15 protein-coding genes are annotated in these 16,584 nt (G+C 65.0%); 6 read left to right on the top strand and 9 right to left on the bottom strand.

Features of this window, described 5'->3' with window-relative positions:
- Positions 1-34: 34 nt before the first annotated feature.
- The gene (locus AB5Y98_RS14365; RefSeq protein WP_368232140.1) at positions 35-436 is read right to left on the bottom strand and encodes an STY0301 family protein; all 402 of its coding nucleotides are present in this window, start codon (positions 434-436) and stop codon (positions 35-37) included.
- A gap of 41 nt (positions 437-477) precedes the next feature.
- Positions 478-2,004 carry a mechanosensitive ion channel family protein gene (locus AB5Y98_RS14360; RefSeq protein ID WP_042008995.1) on the bottom strand — a complete coding sequence of 509 codons (1,527 nt, stop codon included), beginning with the start codon at positions 2,002-2,004 and terminating at the stop codon, positions 478-480.
- Positions 2,005-2,119: 115 nt separating this feature from the next.
- On the opposite strand from AB5Y98_RS14360, the gene AB5Y98_RS14355 reads away from it, so the two are divergent.
- Complete coding sequence (locus AB5Y98_RS14355; protein ID WP_017783688.1) at positions 2,120-2,533, top strand: hypothetical protein; 414 nt, start codon at positions 2,120-2,122, stop codon at positions 2,531-2,533.
- Positions 2,534-2,542: 9 nt separating this feature from the next.
- Here the strand turns inward: AB5Y98_RS14355 and AB5Y98_RS14350 are convergent, their stop codons facing one another.
- From AB5Y98_RS14350 to AB5Y98_RS14340, 3 genes are all read right to left on the bottom strand, one after another.
- On the bottom strand, positions 2,543-3,313 hold the full coding sequence (locus AB5Y98_RS14350; protein ID WP_124250110.1) for a gamma-glutamyl-gamma-aminobutyrate hydrolase family protein: 771 nt from the start codon (positions 3,311-3,313) through the stop codon (positions 2,543-2,545).
- Between the two features lie 362 nt (positions 3,314-3,675).
- The gene (yidA, locus tag AB5Y98_RS14345; protein WP_017786033.1) at positions 3,676-4,485 is read right to left on the bottom strand and encodes a sugar-phosphatase; all 810 of its coding nucleotides are present in this window, start codon (positions 4,483-4,485) and stop codon (positions 3,676-3,678) included.
- A gap of 114 nt (positions 4,486-4,599) precedes the next feature.
- Positions 4,600-6,270 (bottom strand): DUF342 domain-containing protein, encoded by a 1,671-nt coding sequence (locus AB5Y98_RS14340; RefSeq protein WP_368232139.1) that lies wholly within the window; start codon positions 6,268-6,270, stop codon positions 4,600-4,602.
- 249 nt (positions 6,271-6,519) lie between these two features.
- Here AB5Y98_RS14340 and AB5Y98_RS14335 point away from each other — a divergent pair, with 249 nt between their 5' ends.
- The 3 genes from AB5Y98_RS14335 (at position 6,520) to AB5Y98_RS14325 (ending at position 9,575) form a co-directional block, all read left to right on the top strand.
- On the top strand, positions 6,520-7,494 hold the full coding sequence (locus tag AB5Y98_RS14335) for an HlyD family efflux transporter periplasmic adaptor subunit (RefSeq protein ID WP_208200269.1): 975 nt from the start codon (positions 6,520-6,522) through the stop codon (positions 7,492-7,494).
- Positions 7,487-8,416 carry an ABC transporter ATP-binding protein gene (locus AB5Y98_RS14330; RefSeq protein WP_005308277.1) on the top strand — a complete coding sequence of 310 codons (930 nt, stop codon included), beginning with the start codon at positions 7,487-7,489 and terminating at the stop codon, positions 8,414-8,416. Before AB5Y98_RS14335 ends, AB5Y98_RS14330 begins: the two co-directional genes overlap by 8 nt.
- A 64-nt stretch (positions 8,417-8,480) precedes the next feature.
- Positions 8,481-9,575, top strand: a complete 1,095-nt coding sequence (locus tag AB5Y98_RS14325; RefSeq protein WP_010635297.1) for an ABC transporter permease — start codon at positions 8,481-8,483, stop codon at positions 9,573-9,575.
- Between the two features lie 63 nt (positions 9,576-9,638).
- On the opposite strand, the gene AB5Y98_RS14320 is transcribed toward AB5Y98_RS14325, so the two are convergent.
- Together AB5Y98_RS14320 and AB5Y98_RS14315 are read right to left on the bottom strand one after the other, a co-directional pair.
- Complete coding sequence (locus AB5Y98_RS14320) at positions 9,639-10,784, bottom strand: CinA family nicotinamide mononucleotide deamidase-related protein (RefSeq protein ID WP_268027579.1); 1,146 nt, start codon at positions 10,782-10,784, stop codon at positions 9,639-9,641.
- 58 nt (positions 10,785-10,842) lie between these two features.
- Positions 10,843-12,081 (bottom strand): HD-GYP domain-containing protein, encoded by a 1,239-nt coding sequence (locus AB5Y98_RS14315; RefSeq protein ID WP_005308285.1) that lies wholly within the window; start codon positions 12,079-12,081, stop codon positions 10,843-10,845.
- Positions 12,082-12,225: 144 nt separating this feature from the next.
- Here AB5Y98_RS14315 and metA point away from each other — a divergent pair, with 144 nt between their 5' ends.
- Entirely contained in the window at positions 12,226-13,173 is a 948-nt protein-coding gene (gene metA / locus AB5Y98_RS14310; RefSeq protein WP_005308287.1) for a homoserine O-succinyltransferase, read from the top strand.
- Here the strand turns inward: metA and AB5Y98_RS14305 are convergent, their stop codons facing one another.
- Positions 13,174-13,692, bottom strand: a complete 519-nt coding sequence (locus AB5Y98_RS14305; RefSeq protein ID WP_019840941.1) for a cyclin-dependent kinase inhibitor 3 family protein — start codon at positions 13,690-13,692, stop codon at positions 13,174-13,176.
- A gap of 149 nt (positions 13,693-13,841) precedes the next feature.
- Between AB5Y98_RS14305 and AB5Y98_RS14300 the strand changes: the two genes are divergently transcribed.
- Positions 13,842-14,312: an Lrp/AsnC family transcriptional regulator gene (locus tag AB5Y98_RS14300; RefSeq protein ID WP_005308292.1), complete on the top strand. Its 471-nt coding sequence runs from the start codon at positions 13,842-13,844 to the stop codon at positions 14,310-14,312.
- A gap of 57 nt (positions 14,313-14,369) precedes the next feature.
- Here the strand turns inward: AB5Y98_RS14300 and AB5Y98_RS14295 are convergent, their stop codons facing one another.
- Complete coding sequence (locus AB5Y98_RS14295; protein ID WP_368232138.1) at positions 14,370-16,334, bottom strand: LTA synthase family protein; 1,965 nt, start codon at positions 16,332-16,334, stop codon at positions 14,370-14,372.
- Between the last annotated feature and the right edge of the window lie 250 nt (positions 16,335-16,584).

Genomic DNA, 16,584 nt, shown 5'->3' with positions numbered 1-16,584 from the left:
TGGTCGAAACCGTCACTCGGTCATGCCGGAGTGGTCACTCGCTGCGGCAAATCAGACCACGGAGATCGTAAGGGGCGGGCTGGTTGACCCGGCAGTAGCCTAACCCGGCGGGCAGCGCCTGTTGCAGGGTGATGGCGGTCTCCTGGTAATGGCAGACCAGATAGAAGGGGCGCGGATTGTGGCGATCCAGGCTCCAGTAGTGGATGGCGTGGCTGTCGCCGTTGTCCGGCTTGAGCTGGGCGCGCTCGTCGGGGTCGCCGTCGAACAGGGACAGGTTCTCCAGCCGGTGGCGAAGAGGCTGGTGCTGCTCCCCCAGATCGTTGCGGGTGACGGCCTGCCACCCGTGGGTTGTCCCAAGCAGTTGTTGGCGGGTCTCGATGGTGGCGGGGCAGTCAAATTGCAGGGTGGCGCTCAGGGCCAGCGCGGTCAGCAGCATGGAACACGTCTCGAATGGAAAGTATGGACTCCCATGCTACGTCATCGCCCGCCAAACAGCGCCATCAGTTTGTCCAGCAGATCCCGTGGCGGGGCGATCTGCTTCATGGCCTCCGCCTCCCGTGCCAGCAGCTCCTGCTGCTCCTGCTGACGGGCACTCAACACCTTGTAGAGCGGCTCGAGCAGGGAGCCACGCTGGGCCACCAGCTCCTGGAACATGGCCTGATTGATGCGATAGGTTTCGACGGTCCCCTGGGCCCGCACCGTGAACGGACTGGGCTCGCCGGTGAGCAGGCTCAACTCGCCGAAAAAGTCGCCGGCATTGAGGGTGCCGAGCGGCAGCTCGCGCCCCTCCACCTCCACCAGCATCTGGGCATCCCCCTTCACCAGCACGAACAACCAGCCGGAGATCTCCCCCTGGCTCAGCATCCGATCACCGTTGACGAAGGGGGCGAATTTGACCTGATCAGCCAACCTCAGCAGCTCCTCCTCCTGCAGCATGGCGAACAGCGGCAAGCGGCGCAGGGTGTCGGTCCGCTCGGCGGTATGGCGCTTGTGGCGCTGATCCTTGTGATCCTGATCCGAGGTCATGAAGACGTTGAAGATGGGCGGGGTGAGGCGCCGGTCGTTGCGGCGCAGGGCGGCATCGATCAGGGTGCGCACCGCCGAGTCGGTGGGGTCGTCCACCGCCAGATCGGTGAGCCAGTAGCGCACCGCGTAGCGGGCGATGCCGTTCTCCACGTTCATCAGCAGGCAGTCCGGTTGCGGGCTGGCGGAGACGTTGCGGATGCGGGTCTCCCGCAGTGAGTGTTCCACCAGGGCGATGATCTGGGTGGGCAGGGTGTCCAGGGTGATGTCGAACCAGACCCAGCGGCGCCACTGCAGGGGGGCGTCGCGGCGCCGCCCGAGCACGGTGAAGCGCTGCTTGAGCAGGTGGCTGTTGGGGATCACCACAGTCTCCCAGTTGCGGGTCTCTATGGTGGTGGCGCGCCAGTTGATCTCCACCACCCGGCCCTGGGTGGTCTCCACTTGCAGCCAGTCGCCGATGGCGATGGAGTTGTCGAGCTGGATCGAGACCCCGGCCAGCAGGTTGCCCAGGGTGTCCTGCATGGAGAAGGCGATGACGGCGGTGATGACGGCGGAGGTGGTGACGATCTCGCCGAGGGCCATGCCGGAGGCGTAGAGACGGAACAGGCACCAGCCGATGTAGCCGACCGTGATGACGATGTCGGCGATGATGCGCGGGATGCGGATCTGGCACAGGGGCAGCAGAAACTGGAACAGCAGGATCCCCCAGATCTTCACCAGCACCAGCCCGGCCAGCAGGCTGGAGATCTCCACCAGCCAGTGGTGGGGCAGGGGCAGGCGAAACCAGCCGCCTTCTAGCTGGATCAGCAGGATCACCACCAGGCTTATCATCACGAAGCCGAGCTCGCTCACCAGCTCACGGCGGCGACCGGGGCTGCGCAGGAAATGGGTGAAGAGCAGGAACAGGGTCAGCAGGGTCCAGAACGGGTGGTCGCCAATCCACAGCAGGGTAGGTAGCGCAACGAGGTTATCGCCAAACATAGCAGCCCCTTATCATTGGTTATTTCCAGCATAGTTGGTTTCAATCCGCTAAATGGATGCGGGGTCGAGGCAATTTCTTTATGCTGGGCACCTGTCTGACAAGGGAGTGGAGCGCGTGCGCAAGTGGAGCAAGGTGGCCTGGATTGCCGGGGCCTGGCTGCTGGTGGGTTGTGATCAGCTGGCCGACAAGTATCGGGTCGAGTTTCGTGATGGATCCTGGCGCGAGATCGCCATCACCCCCTTTTCAGACGAGGCGCGCTGGCGCGAGGGGTGCGCCACCGGCGAGGTGCTGAGCGACATGACGCTGCCGCTCAAGCGCGGCAAGACGGTCAACGGCCGCGAGCAGCTGCTGATCGGCGGCGAGCTGTTCGAGCTGGACGACAACGCCCTCTACCGCAGCAACGGCATGGTGTTCGGCCACACGCCGGATCACATCCAGCGCGGGCTCAAGGGAATGGATGTGTGCCGTACCCTGCGCCCGTCTCGCGGTGCGCTGCCCAAGCTCAAGGCGCGCGGGTTCGGCGACTAGCCGGCGTCGTCAGACGCCGGTCAGGCGGGCCCGGCAGGCGTCGCCAAAGGCCTCGAAGATCTTGATGGAGTGAGGGTTCTGGCTCGCCTTCCACTCCGGATGCCACTGCACCGCCAGCAGGAAGGGGGAGAGGGCGGGGGCGTGGATCGCCTCGATCAGCCCGTCTTCGGCGTGGGCCAGCGGCACCAGCCCCTTGGCTAGGGTCTTGATCCCCTGCCCGTGCAGCGAGTTGACCGGGATCGATTGCTGTCCCATCAGCTCCGCCAGCCAGCTGCCCGGCACCAGTGTCACCTGATGGCTCTCACCATACTGGTCGTCCACCGGATCGTCCGCATCCTCTCGATGATCGTCATAGCCCGGTTCGCTGTAGACCTTCTGGTGGATGTCTCCCCCCAGTGCCACGTTGATCTCCTGCATGCCGCGGCAGATGCCGAGGATCGGCAGACCGCGGTCGAGGGCGGCGCGAACCAGCGCCATGTCGAACAGATCCCTGTCTCTGTCTTGCTGCTTCTCCGGGGTGAGGTTCTCCTGGCCGTAGAGGGTTGGATCTATGTTGGATCCGGCGCCGCTCAGATAGACCCCATCCGCCAGATCCAGATATTGCGCCAGATCCTCGGTACCGCAGCAGGTGGGCACCAGCAGGGGGACGCAGCCGCTGATCTCCACCAGCGGCTGAATGTATTTGTGGGTCATCACCTGATAGGCGTGACCATTGCGGGGCTGGGCGCCCATGGTCATCAGTACGACGGGTTTACGCGGGGTGTGGGTGCTGCGAGTCATGATTCACCTTGGCTGTCCTTAGCGGTCCTGCGCCTTGGGCAGACCCTTGCCAGCGCAAGGGCATGCCTCAAGGCATGGTCGTGGGATCGGGGTCGTGCCGCAGTGCCAGAATCGTCGGTCAGCCTGGGCAACGACAGCCTGGATCCTGATCCCAGTCTGCCAAGGCCGTTCAATATGTCAAACAAAATGATGCCGAAATGTTAAATATATTCTGCGCTCGGCTGGCTTGAGTCCCATTAAAAGGGGGCTGTAGCGAAGGGGAGGCGAGGGGAGGGTATTGTCGTGGTGGATATATTAAACATGTGGCCCCGTTGCCCGGACAGACCCGGACAGCAAAAGGGGCCCGCAGGCCCCTTGTCGACTCAGGCGTTCAGGATGAAATGCTCGATCACCTGGGCGACCCCGTCTTCATCGTTGCGTCCCGTGGTGTGCTGGGCCAGCGCCTTGATGTCGTCGGTGGCATTGCCCATCGCGACCCCCAGCCCTGCGTACTCGATCATGTGGTGATCGTTGCCCGCATCCCCCACCGCGATGACCTGGGAGGCATCCAGCCCCAGGTGCTCGGCCAGGGCGGCGACGCCGGTCCCCTTGTTGCTCCGCTTGTTCATGAACTCGAGGAAGTAGGGGGCGCTGCGCACCACGGTATAGCGCTGGTAAAGCTCGGCCGGCAGCTTGGCGATGGCCGGGGAGAGCAGCGGCTCGGGATCGATCATCATCACCTTGAGGATCTGCTCGTCGGCGGGCAGGGTGGCGAAGTCCAGCAGCTTGATGGGCATGCCGATGAGGCGGGATTCGTGCTCGGTGTAGGGGCTGACCCTGGGGCTGATGAGCCCCTGGCTGACCGAGAAGCCGTGCACGTTGACGCCCAGCTCGTCGGCCAAGGCGGCGATGGCGCTGGCGTCGCTGCCGCTGAGCAGCTGGCTGCGGATGATGCGCTGATCGGCCACCTGCTGCACCAGGGCGCCGTTGTAGCAGATGACGTAGTCATCCTGGCCGGTGAGGCCGAGCTCGGCCAGATAGCGGCTCATCCCCTCCAGCGGGCGGCCGGAGGCCAGCACGACCGTGACTCCCTTGGCGCGGGCGGCGGCGATAGCCGCGTGGGTGCGGGGGGAAATCTGGCCCTGGGAGTTCAACAGGGTGCCATCCATATCCAATGCGATCAGCTTGTACATCTCTCACTATCCTGCAGTCTGGCTGGCCCGCACTATGGGGCCAATGGGAGAGGGAGTGTAGCGAAATTCACCGTCCGGATCACGGCCGGAGGTGTACGACGGGGGCGACGCCGCTCACTTGTGGGGTTCGTAAGGGGTTAGCTGCAGCTGATCCTCGCGGATGGCGAAGTGGATGGGGCCGTGCTCTATGTCGACCCGATAGTGATGGTGGGCCATCTCCACCTCGACCCCGGGGAAGGCGTGCTGGGTGGCGATGATGTCCATCTCCGCCATCAGTTTCTGCAGCTCCTCCTGCGCCGCCTCCAGCTGCTCGTCGAGCTGCTTGCTCTCCTCGAGGCGCTGGACCCGGATCAGTTTGATCTTCTGCAGGGTCTGGGGATTGCGCTTGTCGCTCGGCAGCTGCAAGAGCTTGAGCAGCAGATCCTGCAGCTTGTCCAGCTGCTCCCGGCACTCCTGCTTGCGCTGGCGCAGCGCCTGCTCCTGCTCCTTGTGGGTGAAGTAGCCGCCGAGGATCTGCAACCGGGTCTGGTTGTGGGCCGAGGCTCCCAGGATCGGCGCCATGATGAGGCGGTTGGCAATGCTGATGCCCCCCAGCAGGTGGCCCTTGCGCATGGCGCTGTCGCCCACCTTGAGGTCCTGGCCGCTGCGGCTGTAGCTGTGGCTGAGCTGGGTCAGGACGTGGATGTCGCCGCCGGCTTCAAGCTTGGCATACTGGGCATAGCTGGCGTGGATCTCCCCCTGGGCGTTGAGGTGGCAGAGGTACTCGTTGCTCTGCTCCAGCTTGCGGCCGATGACGCCGTTGCGCACCGTGATGGTGCCGCCCGATTCGATGTAGCCTCCCTCCACGAAGCCGCCGATCACCACGTCGCCGCTGGTCTTGACCTTCATGCCGGGGGTGACGTCCCCCGCCACGATCAGCGCCCCTTCGAAGATGATGTGGCCGTGGCGGATATCCACCTGTTTGACGCTCAGCACGTCGTCCACCTTCATGCCGCTCTTCTCCTGACGAGGCAGGCCGGGTCGACTGGCCAGCAGCAGATTGGGGTCATCCGGTGAGATGAAGGTGCCTTCGCCGGCCACCATGGGGCTCTCCTTGCCATGCTTGGCGGGCAGCTCCTGGCCGGTGACGGTGAAGCCCGGCACGCCGGTGGTGGCCGGGTGGCGGCGCATCAGCTGGGCGCCGGCCTTGACGGTGAGCATGGTGCCGAGGTCGCGCATGTCGACCCGGCCATGATCCAGCTCCTGGGGCTTGAGAATGCGCTCGGCCGGGGTCTCCACCAGCCGCTCGAAGCGGGTGTCCTGACCGTTGATGGCGGCCTTGCCCTGCGCCACCGGCAACCTGAGCAGGGTGCCTGGCGTCGCCTCCTTGGCCGCCAGCACGGCGGCGGCGATGAGCTGGGGCTGCACCCCCTGCTTGATCTCGCTGGCCTGGATCGCCTGCTCCAGCTGTTCGCTGGTGAGGTATTTGCCGCCCCAGTCGGCGGTGATCTGGGCGGTAGCGCTCATCCGGTCCTTCTCCACCAGCAGCAGGACGCTGGCATCGTGGCGCTGGGCGATGGGCACCGGGTTGCCGGGCAGGGGGGCGGCCGGATCATTGAACAGGGTGTTGAGCAGGCTGATGGCCTGCTTGATCCCCTCCGCCAGCGGCTGATAGCGGCGGCAGTTGGAGGCCAGCAGCAGGGCCTGGATATCGTTTTCCGAGATGGGTTTGGTCAGCCCCGGCGCGATGCGCAGGCAGGCGTATTCCATATCGGCTGACAACAGTAACCACTCTGTGCTTAACACCGGATCCCTTCCCTCGCTGGCATCCCTGTCGGGATGGCTGCCTGTTTCCAGTTAATCGGCATCTTGTTAAAAATGCTGATGATCAACATAGTGCTGGTCTGCAGTATCCAGACATTTCTCCTTTTTGGTCAATGAGCTAAGCACAAATGGGTGAACTGGAGCGAGGAAATGAAAAGTAACAGCGAGTATGCTGACGGCACCGGGAGTCCGTCTGCAGGCCACCACTGGCCGTCGCCCACCGCGAAAGGAGTGTCAACCTTGCGTCATTGTCTGCTGCCTCTGGCCCTGACGGGCCTGCTCAGTGCCTGCCAGCCGCAGGCCCCCGCCACCGCCCTCGGTACCCTGGAGCGGGATCGGGTGCTGCTCACCGCCACCGCCGGCGAGATCATCCGCGCCCTGCCGGTGGTGGAGGGCAGCCAGGTGCAGGAGGGCACCCTGCTGGCCCGCCTCGATGACAGGCGCCAGCAGGCGGTGCTGGCCCAGGCGCGGGCGCGGGAGGCCCAGGCACGGGCCGCCCTCGCCCGGTTGACCAATGGTGAGCGGCCGGAAGACATTGCCGCCGCCCGGGCCAGCCTCGACAAGGCGCAGGCCGCCGTCAGGGAGAGCGAGCGCAACTTCGAGCGCGTCGACCGGCTGGTGCGCCAGAAGCTGGTGAGCCCGGCGGATCTCGACAAGGCCCGTGCCCAGCGCGACAGCGCCCTGGCCGAGCAGGACGGCGCACGCCAGCAGCTCGACAAGCTGACGCGGGGTGTGCGGCGCGAAGATATCGACGAGGCGCAGGCCGCCCTGCAGGCCGCCACCGCCGAGGTGGCGCTGGCCGAACGGGAGCTGGCGGATCTCTCCATCGTCGCCACCCGCAGCGGCCGGCTCGACAGCCTGCCCTATCACCTCGGCGAGCGGGTGGCGGTCGGTGCCGTGCTTGCTGCCATCCAGGCAGATCAGGCCCCTTATGCCAGGGTCTATGTGCCCGAGCCCTCCCTGGCCGGCTATGGCGTCGGCCAGCCGGTGCGGGTGCAGGTGGACGGGGTGGCCGAGCCCTTCACCGGCCGGCTGCGCTGGATCTCGAAAGAGCCGGCCTTTACCCCCTATTACGCCCTCAACGAACGGGATCGGGCCCGGCTGGTCTACCTGGCAGAGATCGATCTGCCGGCGACGGCGCAGGATCTGCCGAGCGGTCTGCCGCTGCAGGCCGAGCCTGCCGGTGCAGGGGCCGGCCATGAGTGAGCTGGCGATCCGGGCGCTGGGGGTGAGCCGCCGCTTCGGTAATTTTCTGGCGGTGGACGGGCTGGATCTCTGCGTGCCCAAGGGGCAGATCCACGGCTTTCTCGGCCCCAACGGCTGCGGCAAGTCCACCACCCTGCGCATGCTGACCGGCCTGCTCACCCCCTCGGCGGGGGAGGTGGAGGTGTTGGGGCTGAGCATCCCCCGCGAGGCCGAGACCCTGCGCCGGCGGATCGGCTACATGACCCAGAAGTTCTCCCTCTATGACGAACTGACTGCCTGGGAGAACCTGGAGTTCATGGGGCGGATCCACGGCATGGGCGGCGCCGGGCTGGCCGCCCGCCTGCACGAGCTGCTCGCCACCTATGAGCTGGCGCCGTTGGCACGGCAACGGGCCGGTGCCATGAGCGGCGGCCAGAAGCAGCGGCTGGCGCTGGCGGCGGCGGTGATCCACCAGCCGGCGCTGCTGCTGCTCGATGAGCCCACCTCGGCGGTGGACCCGCAGAACCGGCGCGATTTCTGGGAGAAGCTGTTCGATTTGAGCGAAGGGGGCACCACCATTCTGGTCACCACCCACTACATGGACGAGGCGGAACGCTGCCACCAGCTGGCCATCATGGAGGCGGGCCGGGTACGGGCCCAGGGGGCGCCACAGGCACTGATGGATGCCATGAGCACCCGGGTGGTGGAGGTGCAGGCTGCCGACCTGCGGCTGCTCAAGCAGCAACTGGTGCAACTGGCGCCGGTGCGCTCTGCTGCCCAGCTCGGCCAGCGCCTGCGGGTGCTGGTGGACAAGGAGCTGGCGGAGCCGGTGGCCTGGCTGCAGCAGGCCTGTCCGGCGCTGGCTGGCGCCAGCCTGGCGCTGGTCAGGCCGAGTCTGGAGGATGTATTCGTCAGCTGCACCGGTCAGGAGCCTAGGGCATGAACGGCTGGCAAGGGCTCTGGGCCATGACCCGGCAAGTACTTCGCCAGCTTGCAGGAGCGAATCGATGAACAGTCTGCGACGGCTCTGGGCTATCACTCAGAAAGAACTCAGGCAGTTGGCACGGGACCGGCTGACCTTTGGCATGGTGGTGATGATCCCGTTGATCCAGCTGCTGCTGTTTGGCTACGCCATCAACACCGACGTGCGCCAGATCCCGGTGGGACTGGTCGACATGAGCCAGAGCGTGCCGGGTCGGCTGCTGGTGGAGGCGGTGAAGGCGAGCCAGGTGGTGCACATCAAGCAGCAATATGTCGGGGTGCAGCAGGCCGAGGCGGCGTTGACCCGGGGCGAGGTGCGCGCCGTGCTGGTGCTGCCCGCCGATCTGAGTCGTCGGCTCAGCGCCGGCGAGACGGCGGGCCAGTGGCTGGTGGATGGCTCGGACACCATGATCGCCGGCGCCCTGCTCGGCCTTCGCAACATGCCGCTCTCGGATCTGAGGCCCGACCTCAAGCCGGTACCGCCCACCTTCGAGACCGTGCTCTACTTCAACCCGGCGCGCCGCTCGGCGGTCAACATAGTGCCCGGCCTGCTCGGGGTGATCCTCACCATGACCATGATCATGTTCACCTCGGCGGCCATCGTGCGGGAGCGGGAGCGCGGCAATCTGGAGCTGCTCATCACCACCCCGGTCAGCTCGATGGAGCTGATGCTGGGCAAGATCCTGCCCTATATCGGAGTGGGGCTGATCCAGGTGGCCATCATCCTTGGCCTCGGCCACTTCATCTTCGCGGTGCCCATCAACGGCGCCCTGAGCCAGGTGCTGCTGGCGACCCTGCTGTTCATCGCCGCCAGCCTGACCCTGGGGCTGCTCATCTCTACCCTGGCGCAGACCCAGTTGCAGGCGATGCAGATGACGGTGTTCATCCTGCTGCCCTCGATCCTGTTGTCGGGCTTCATGTTCCCCTACGAGGGGATGCCGCTGCCGGCCCAGTGGATTGCCGAGGTGCTGCCGGCCACCCACTTCATGCGGTTGATCCGGGGCATAGTGCTGCGCGGCGGCGAGCTTTCCGAGCTGCTGCCGGACGTGCTCTGGCTGGCGGGCTTCACCCTGCTGGTGCTGACTCTGGCCGCCCATCGCTTCAAGAAGAGTCTGGATTGATGCCCCGCGAGGGGTGAGAGCCTGGCTGCTAGCTGCTAGCTGCTAGCTGCTAGCTGCTGGCTGTTAACGGCTGGCGGTGCGGGCCAGGGTGCGGTAGTCGCCGAGCACCGGCAGCCCCAGCAGGTGGCGGCGCAGCATGTCGAGGGCGGCGAAGGCGAGGATCCGGCGGCCGCTGTCGGGATCCGGGTGGCTGACCTTGAGGGTCTGGCCGTGCAGTTGCCCGTCGGCGCAGAGCAGCAGCGGCACGCCGTCCGGGCCTGCCCGGCCCAGGGTCAGGCTCAAAGGGGCCGCAGGCGCCGCCAGTTGCATCAGGTCATCGCTCAGGGTGTGGCTGAAGCCGGCCGCCAGGGCCGGGTGGTCGTGACACATGGCCAGCAGGGCGCCCCGGCTCTCCCCCTCCAGCAGCGTCAGCGTTCTCTCTCCCAACAGATCCAGGATCTGCCGTGCCGGCTCCTCGTCTCCCCGTCCCACCAGCCAGGGCTCGATGGCCGTGAGCAGCCGTGCCTCGGCGGCGTCCATGTCCGCCGTGCTGGCGCCGTGGCCGATGAGCTTGAGCTCGATGAGGGGCATGGAGGAGCGGTAGCCCAGCTCGATGCCGGCGGGCCAGGGGGCGGCATCCAGCATGTCGCTGAGGGCCGACTCCGAGACGCCAAACGTGTAGAAGCGGCGCAGCTCGGTGTCACTCTCTGCACCGGCCAGCGCCTTGAGGCGCGGCAAGATCTGTTCGCGCACCATCTGCTTGAACTCGAACGGCACGCCCGGGGTGAAGAAGAGCCGACTTGGGCCCGCCTGCACCAGGAAGCCGCAGGCGGTGCCCACCGGGTTGTCGAGGATCTCGCACCCCTGCGGCAGCCAGGCCTGCTTGGCGTTGCTGGCGGGCATGGGCCGGCCACGGCTGGCGTAGCGCGCTTCGATAGTGGCGAGCCAGTCAGGGAACAGGGTGAGCGGCTGGTCAAAGGCCTCGGCGGCGGCCTGGGCGGTGAGGTCGTCGGCGGTGGGGCCGAGCCCGCCGCACACCAGCACCACCTCGGCGCGGGCGGCACTCTCTTGCAGCACGGCTTTCAAATCGTTGAGGTTGTCCCCCACGGTGACGCGGCGGCGCACCTGCCAGCCCTGCTCCAGCAGGAGGGCGCTGAGCCAGGCGGCGTTGGTGTCCACCACCAGGCCCGTCACTATCTCGTCGCCGGTGCTGATGATTTCGATGCGCATGAAAGGCTCCTCGGGGCTGGCGGTGGGGTTGGGGTGGCCACCTGGGTGGCCGGCTCCATCAGGGCTTGTTGTGTTCGAAGTAGTAGCTGATGCGGGTGCGCGGGTTGAGGTACTCAAACACCGCCGGCGGCAGCCGCTTGGGATGGATCACCTTGGCGATGGAGAGCTCGGCCTGCTGCAGGTCGATGATGGCGGCCTCCTGGCGCGGAATGCGCGGATCGTACACCAGCACCGAGGGGTAGAGCAGGCGAGAGGTGTTGACCGACATCACCAGCCCCACCTGACCGTTGGAGAGCTGCACCACGCTGCCCGGCGGGTAGATCCCCATCAGCCGGATCAGCATGCCGAGGTAGTCCGGGTTGAACTGGGCCTTGCGCTGCTTGTAGAGACCGCTCAGGGCCGAGTAGGGCACTTTGGCCTGCATGTGGCAGAGGTTATCGTACTCGTTGATCAGCGACACAATCTGGGTCAGCGGGTCGAGCTGCCCCTTCTTGAGCCCCTCCGGCCCGCTGCCGTCCAGGTATTCGTGGTGGTGCAGCACTATCCCCTTCGCCTCGGCCGGGAAGTCCTTGGCCAGGTTGAGCAGATCCAGCCCGTAGCGCGGGTGCTGGGCCATCAGGTTGCGCTCGGGCTTGGTCAGCGGCTCGGTCTTGCGCAGGATCTGGCTCGGGATCTTCAGCTTGCCGATGTCGTGGAACAGGGCCCCCATGCCGACCCGGCGGATTTCGTCAGCCGACATGTTGCACTCCTTGGCCAGCAGCATGCTGAGCACGCTGACGTTGAGGGAGTGGAAGTAGAGGTTGTTGCCATCCTCGCTGTCGGAGACCAGGTGCAGCACCATCTCGTCCACCGACAGCAGCTGCTCGGTCATGGCGTTTATCAGCTCCTGCGCCTCGCCGATGGCGTTGAGGGGGCGGGACTGGATCTTGCCCATCACGTTGCGCACCTGGGCCAGCGACTGCTGGAACTGCTTCTCGCACTGCTGCAGGTCGCGGCGGTACTGCTGCAACTGCTCGATGCGGCGCTCCTTCTCCTGCTGCATCTCGGCCTGACGCTGGGCCGTGTCTGGCGCCTCCTGCGGCTGGGCCTGAACCTGGTTCAGCGGCTTGGGCGGTGCATCGCTCTTGTCCGGGATGATGGTGACGAGCTTGAGACCGAGCCGGCGAATGAGCTCGATCTCCTCTTCGTTCTTGAGTTTGAAGCTGGAAAACAGGAAGGGGTGTTCGCGCCAGCCAAGTGGCAGAGAGACGTAATTGCCGACTTGCAGCCGGTCTACTGAAATCTTGATACCTGTCATTGTCTTGGATGCGAGAGACACATTGAGCCGTATGCTAGTCAAAGGTGGGGGTGAATACAAAAGGTATCTGATGACAGGGTAGTCGCTTTATTATAGGCTTCTGGATGTCCAGACATATTTACCGATGCAGTACAGGGAGTAAGCATGCCGATCAAGATCCCGGATCAGTTACCCGCCGCCGAAGTGCTGGGGCAGGAGAACATCTTCGTGATGACGGAGTCCCGGGCCGTCACCCAGAACATTCGCCCGCTGCGGGTGCTCATCCTCAACCTGATGCCCAAGAAGATAGAGACCGAGATCCAGCTGATGCGGATGCTCTCCAACTCGCCGTTGCAGGTGGACGTGGATCTGCTGCGCATCGACGATCGGGAGTCGAAGAACACCCCCCAGGCGCACCTGGAAAACTTCTATCACGACTTCGAACAGGTGCGGGGCAACAACTACGACGGCATGATCATCACGGGGGCGCCGCTCGGGCTGGTGGAGTTCGAGGAGGTGGTCTACTGGCCGCGTGTCGTCGAGATCATCGAGTGGTCCCATCAGCACGTCACCTCCACCCTGTTCCTCTGCTGGGCGGTGCAGGCGGCGCTGAAGGCCCTGTACGGCATGGAGAAGCAGACTCACGGCGAGAAGCTCTCCGGGGTCTATCGTCACCACAGGCTCGATGAACACGAGCCGCTGCTGCGCGGTTTCGACGACGAGTTCGTGGCGCCTCACTCCCGTTACGCGGCGTTTGATGGAGATCTTATCCGCGCCAACACAGATCTGCAGATTTTTGCCGAATCGGCAGAGGCGGGTGTCTATCTGGCGGCCACCAAGGATTGTCGCCAGGTGTTTGTCACCGGCCATCCCGAATACGATGCGCTGACCCTGGATGGCGAGTATCAGCGGGATCTGGCCGCCGGGCTTGAGCCCGTCATTCCGGTCAACTACTACCCGAACAACGACCCGAGCCAGACCCCGCGCGCCAGCTGGCGCAGTCACGGCCACCTGCTGTTTGCCAACTGGCTCAACTACTACGTCTACCAGCTCACCAGCTATCGGGTGGAGGATATCGGCAAGGTCTTCACCTACGACCAGGGTGGCAAGTAATCAGGCGTACTGCTCCAGCCGCTCGGCCAGCTGGTCGAGCCATTGGCGGTGGCAGGCCAGGGTGAACGCCTTGGGTCTGTGAGCCTTGATGGCGGCCATCGCCTCCTGTCGGGGCTGGCCCAGGCTCATCAGCAGGGCTGCCGCCACCAGCCCGGTGCGACCGCTGCCGCCCTTGCAGTGGATGGCCAGGTGCTGCCCCTCGCGCAGCAGGGCCAGTAGCTGCGGCAGCGTCTGTTGCCAGGCGAGCTCGAAGGTGGCGTCGGGGGCCTGGTCATCCTCGATGGGCAGGTGAAACCAGCGCAATCCCTCGCGCTCGACCGTCTCGCCAAGGTGGGCCAGCTCGAGGCGAGCCAGTTCGGCGTCAGTCATCAGCGTGATGACGGCGCGGGCGCCGGCCAGCCTGAGCTGATCGAGGGCCAGCGGCAACGCGACCTGCTGGGTGCCGGGGCAGGGGGTCAGCAGCAGCTGGCCGTCGAGGCGCGGCACCTCCTGGCTCCAGAAGGGGTGGGAGGGGTGCATAAAGCTCCTTATGAAGCCAGTGTCGGCGGGCGTGAGCCGGTTTTTGAGTGCGCCAAAGCATAGGGGGCGCGGCCCCGATGTCAATCTGCGTTGTGTTCAGCCCGGTTTACGGGCAGAGTCTAAAAAATTGAGCGGTTCAAGGAGTAAAGATGAGAAACCTGGATCAACTGGATTTGGATATCCTGGCCCATCTGTTTCGCGATGCGGGCATGACCAACAAGGATCTGGCCGCGCTGGTCGGGGTGGCACCGTCCACCTGTCTGGAGCGGGTGCGCAAGCTGCAGCAGGATGGGGTGCTCAAGGGCGCCCACTGCGAGGTGGATTACCAGGCCCTCGGCGGTCACATCCAGGCCATGGTGTCGCTGCAGCTGGCCCGCCACAGCCGCCAGATCATCGATGCGTTTCGCGATGCCATCCTGGCGCTGCCCGAGGTGATCAGCCTGTTCCACATGGGGGGCAAGGATGACTTCCTGGTGCATCTGTGCGTCTCTGACACCGAACACCTGCGCAACTTCGTGTTCGATCACTTCACCTCCCGCGAGGAGGTAGTGCACCTCGAGACCTCGCTGGTGTTCGAGCACAAGTTCAGCCGCTCGCTGCCCTGCTTCCTCAACACCTGATTCCCCGTTTGACCCCAACAAAAAACCCGCCAATCGGCGGGTTTTGTTTTATGGCGCTCAGTTCAGCACGGTGCGGGTGTCCGGCGCCGTCCGGTAGAGCCCCTGCTGATAGGCGAGGCTGCCCCAGAGCGCGAGGCCGAGGGCCGCATCCTTCATGGTGGCCGGCTGCGGCGCCGGGGTGAGTGTCTCTGTCGCATCCTCATAGATGAAGCCTTCCGGCGCTCGTTCCGGTTGCAGGATCACCACGTCCTTGCCGCGCATCAGGGCGAAGTTCTTGTCGTACTGCATGATGGCGCGGCCCGGCCAGTCGGCGGGCATGCGGGTCAGATCCTTGCCGAGCATGGGGTAGTCGGCGCTGATCCCCATTAGGGAGAGCAGGGTCGGTGCCATGTCGATCTGGCTGACAATGCGGGGATCCTGTCTCGGCGCTATGCCGTCACCCACGATGACGCCCGGAATGTGGAAGCGGGGGATGGGCACCAGGCTGGCGCCGCTGACCCGGCTGTCGTGATCGGCGATGACCAGGAACAGGGTGTCCTGCCAGTAGTCCGACTGCTTCGCCTTCTTGAAGAACTCGCCGATGGCGTAGTCCGCATACTTGGCGGCGTTGTTGCGGGTCTGCTTGGGCTGCTCATAGAGGGCGATGCGATCGTCGGGAAACTCGAACGGATCGTGGTTGCTCGAGCTGAACACCAGGCTGAAGAAGGGCTTGCCCTGTTTGTGCAGGGCCTGGAAGGTCTGGTCGGCCTTGGCCATCAGATCTTCGTCAGAGGCGCCCCAGGAGCCCTCGAACACCGGGTTCTTGAAGTCCTTCTGCTCGACTATGGTGGTGAAGCCGTTGCCGAGGAAGAAGCTGCGCATGTTGTCGAAGTGGCTCTCGCCGCCGTAGATGAAGCTGGTGTCGTAGCCCCGCTGCTTGAGCAGATCGGCGATGGTGAAGAAGTTGGTCTGGCTCTTGCCAAGCTTGACCACGGCCTGGGCCGGGGTTGGTGTGAAGCCGGTCAGCACCGCCTCGATGCCGCGCACCGAACGGGTGCCGGTGGCGTAGAGCTGCTCGAACGCCCAACCTTCTTTCGACAAGGCATCGATGTTGGGGGTGAGCGGCAGGCCGCCGAGGGAGCCGACGAACTGGGCGCCCAGGCTCTCCTGCAGCAGGATCACCAGATTCTTCGGCTTGCCGCCGTAGCTGGCCTCGTTGAAGGTCTGGCTGGGCAGGGTGTCGGAGCTGAACTCATGGGATTCGCGGCCGCTCTCCTGGCGTACCAGGTCCAGGATGCGCTGGCGGGGCAGCTCACCGTAGAACTGGCTGGCATCCTCCTCGGCCCGCATCTGCTTGATGGCGAAGAAGAGGGAGTAGGAGGAGTTGACGGTGAGCGCATTGACCAGGGGATCGCTGGCAAATGCCACCATGGCCGGGTTGAGGGCGCGGTGGCCCAGGCTGGAGCGGGCACCGAGAAAACCGATGGCCAGGATCAGCAGGGCAAACGCCGGACGCAGATACCAGCGCGGGAAGCTGATGCCGCGCAAAAGACGGCCGCTCAGCCACCAGCCGCCCGCCAGCACGGCGCAACTGAACACCAGCGCCAGCAGCAGCTCGCCCTTGCGGCCGGCCCACAGCATGGCGAACACCTCTTTGGGATAGATGAGGTACTCCACGTAGAGGCGGTTGGGCCGCACCCCGTACTCGGTCACAAAGGAGGGGGTGGAGATCTCCAGGAAGAGCAGCAGCCAGAGCCCCAGGGTCAGCCAGACCCGGATGAACTGCAGCCAGGCACGGCCCACGGCATGGGGGCCGGCCAGCAGCAGGGTGAACACGGCGGGCACGCCCCACAGCCAGCAGAGGGTGGCGAAGTCGACCCGCACGCCCTGCTGCAGCATCTCCTGCCAGCCGGCGACGGCGTCGACCCGCTCCAGTTGCCAGAGGCCGAGCGCGAGCCGGCTGATGGAGAGAGAGACGAGCGCGATCAATGAAAAAACGGCGATGGGCCAAAACGGTCCCAGCCATCGTCTGATAGTGGTCATTGTTGTTCCTACAAGCCTGTTTGCACCCGTCCACGGGCGCATTGTTTTTATATTGCAGGGTTATGACAGTGGTGGCGGGCAAAGGTTGCGTCGGGAGCGTGCGAAAGCGCAACTTTTGGCACGTTTTATGATTTTTCTGTGATGGCGGACAAGGGTTGCAGACAGCAGAAACGACTGGAAAAACTGTGAGCCTGCCTGCAAAGCGAGGGCGGGGGCTTATCTATAATGGCGCCGATTTTTCTCAATCGGA

The organism is Aeromonas sp. s3, from assembly GCF_040907805.1.
GTDB lineage: Bacteria > Pseudomonadota > Gammaproteobacteria > Enterobacterales > Aeromonadaceae > Aeromonas > Aeromonas dhakensis.
Note: the sequence above shows the minus strand (reverse complement) of the source record. Positions and strands in the feature narration are given on the sequence as shown.

Bases quoted from the DNA above. Each gene is read 5' to 3' on its own strand.
- AB5Y98_RS14295 (WP_368232138.1), bottom strand. From the start codon at position 16,334: ATGACCACTATCAGACGATGGCTGGGACCGTTTTGGCCCATCGCCGTT.
- yidA (WP_017786033.1), bottom strand. From the start codon at position 4,485: ATGTACAAGCTGATCGCATTGGATATGGATGGCACCCTGTTGAACTCC.
- AB5Y98_RS14365 (WP_368232140.1), bottom strand. From the start codon at position 436: ATGCTGCTGACCGCGCTGGCCCTGAGCGCCACCCTGCAATTTGACTGC.
- AB5Y98_RS14360 (WP_042008995.1), bottom strand. From the start codon at position 2,004: ATGTTTGGCGATAACCTCGTTGCGCTACCTACCCTGCTGTGGATTGGC.
- AB5Y98_RS14320 (WP_268027579.1), bottom strand. From the start codon at position 10,784: ATGCGCATCGAAATCATCAGCACCGGCGACGAGATAGTGACGGGCCTG.
- AB5Y98_RS14325 (WP_010635297.1), top strand. From the start codon at position 8,481: ATGAACAGTCTGCGACGGCTCTGGGCTATCACTCAGAAAGAACTCAGG.
- AB5Y98_RS14350 (WP_124250110.1), bottom strand. From the start codon at position 3,313: ATGACTCGCAGCACCCACACCCCGCGTAAACCCGTCGTACTGATGACC.
- metA (WP_005308287.1), top strand. From the start codon at position 12,226: ATGCCGATCAAGATCCCGGATCAGTTACCCGCCGCCGAAGTGCTGGGG.
- AB5Y98_RS14330 (WP_005308277.1), top strand. From the start codon at position 7,487: ATGAGTGAGCTGGCGATCCGGGCGCTGGGGGTGAGCCGCCGCTTCGGT.
- AB5Y98_RS14315 (WP_005308285.1), bottom strand. From the start codon at position 12,081: ATGACAGGTATCAAGATTTCAGTAGACCGGCTGCAAGTCGGCAATTAC.
- AB5Y98_RS14300 (WP_005308292.1), top strand. From the start codon at position 13,842: ATGAGAAACCTGGATCAACTGGATTTGGATATCCTGGCCCATCTGTTT.
- AB5Y98_RS14305 (WP_019840941.1), bottom strand. From the start codon at position 13,692: ATGCACCCCTCCCACCCCTTCTGGAGCCAGGAGGTGCCGCGCCTCGAC.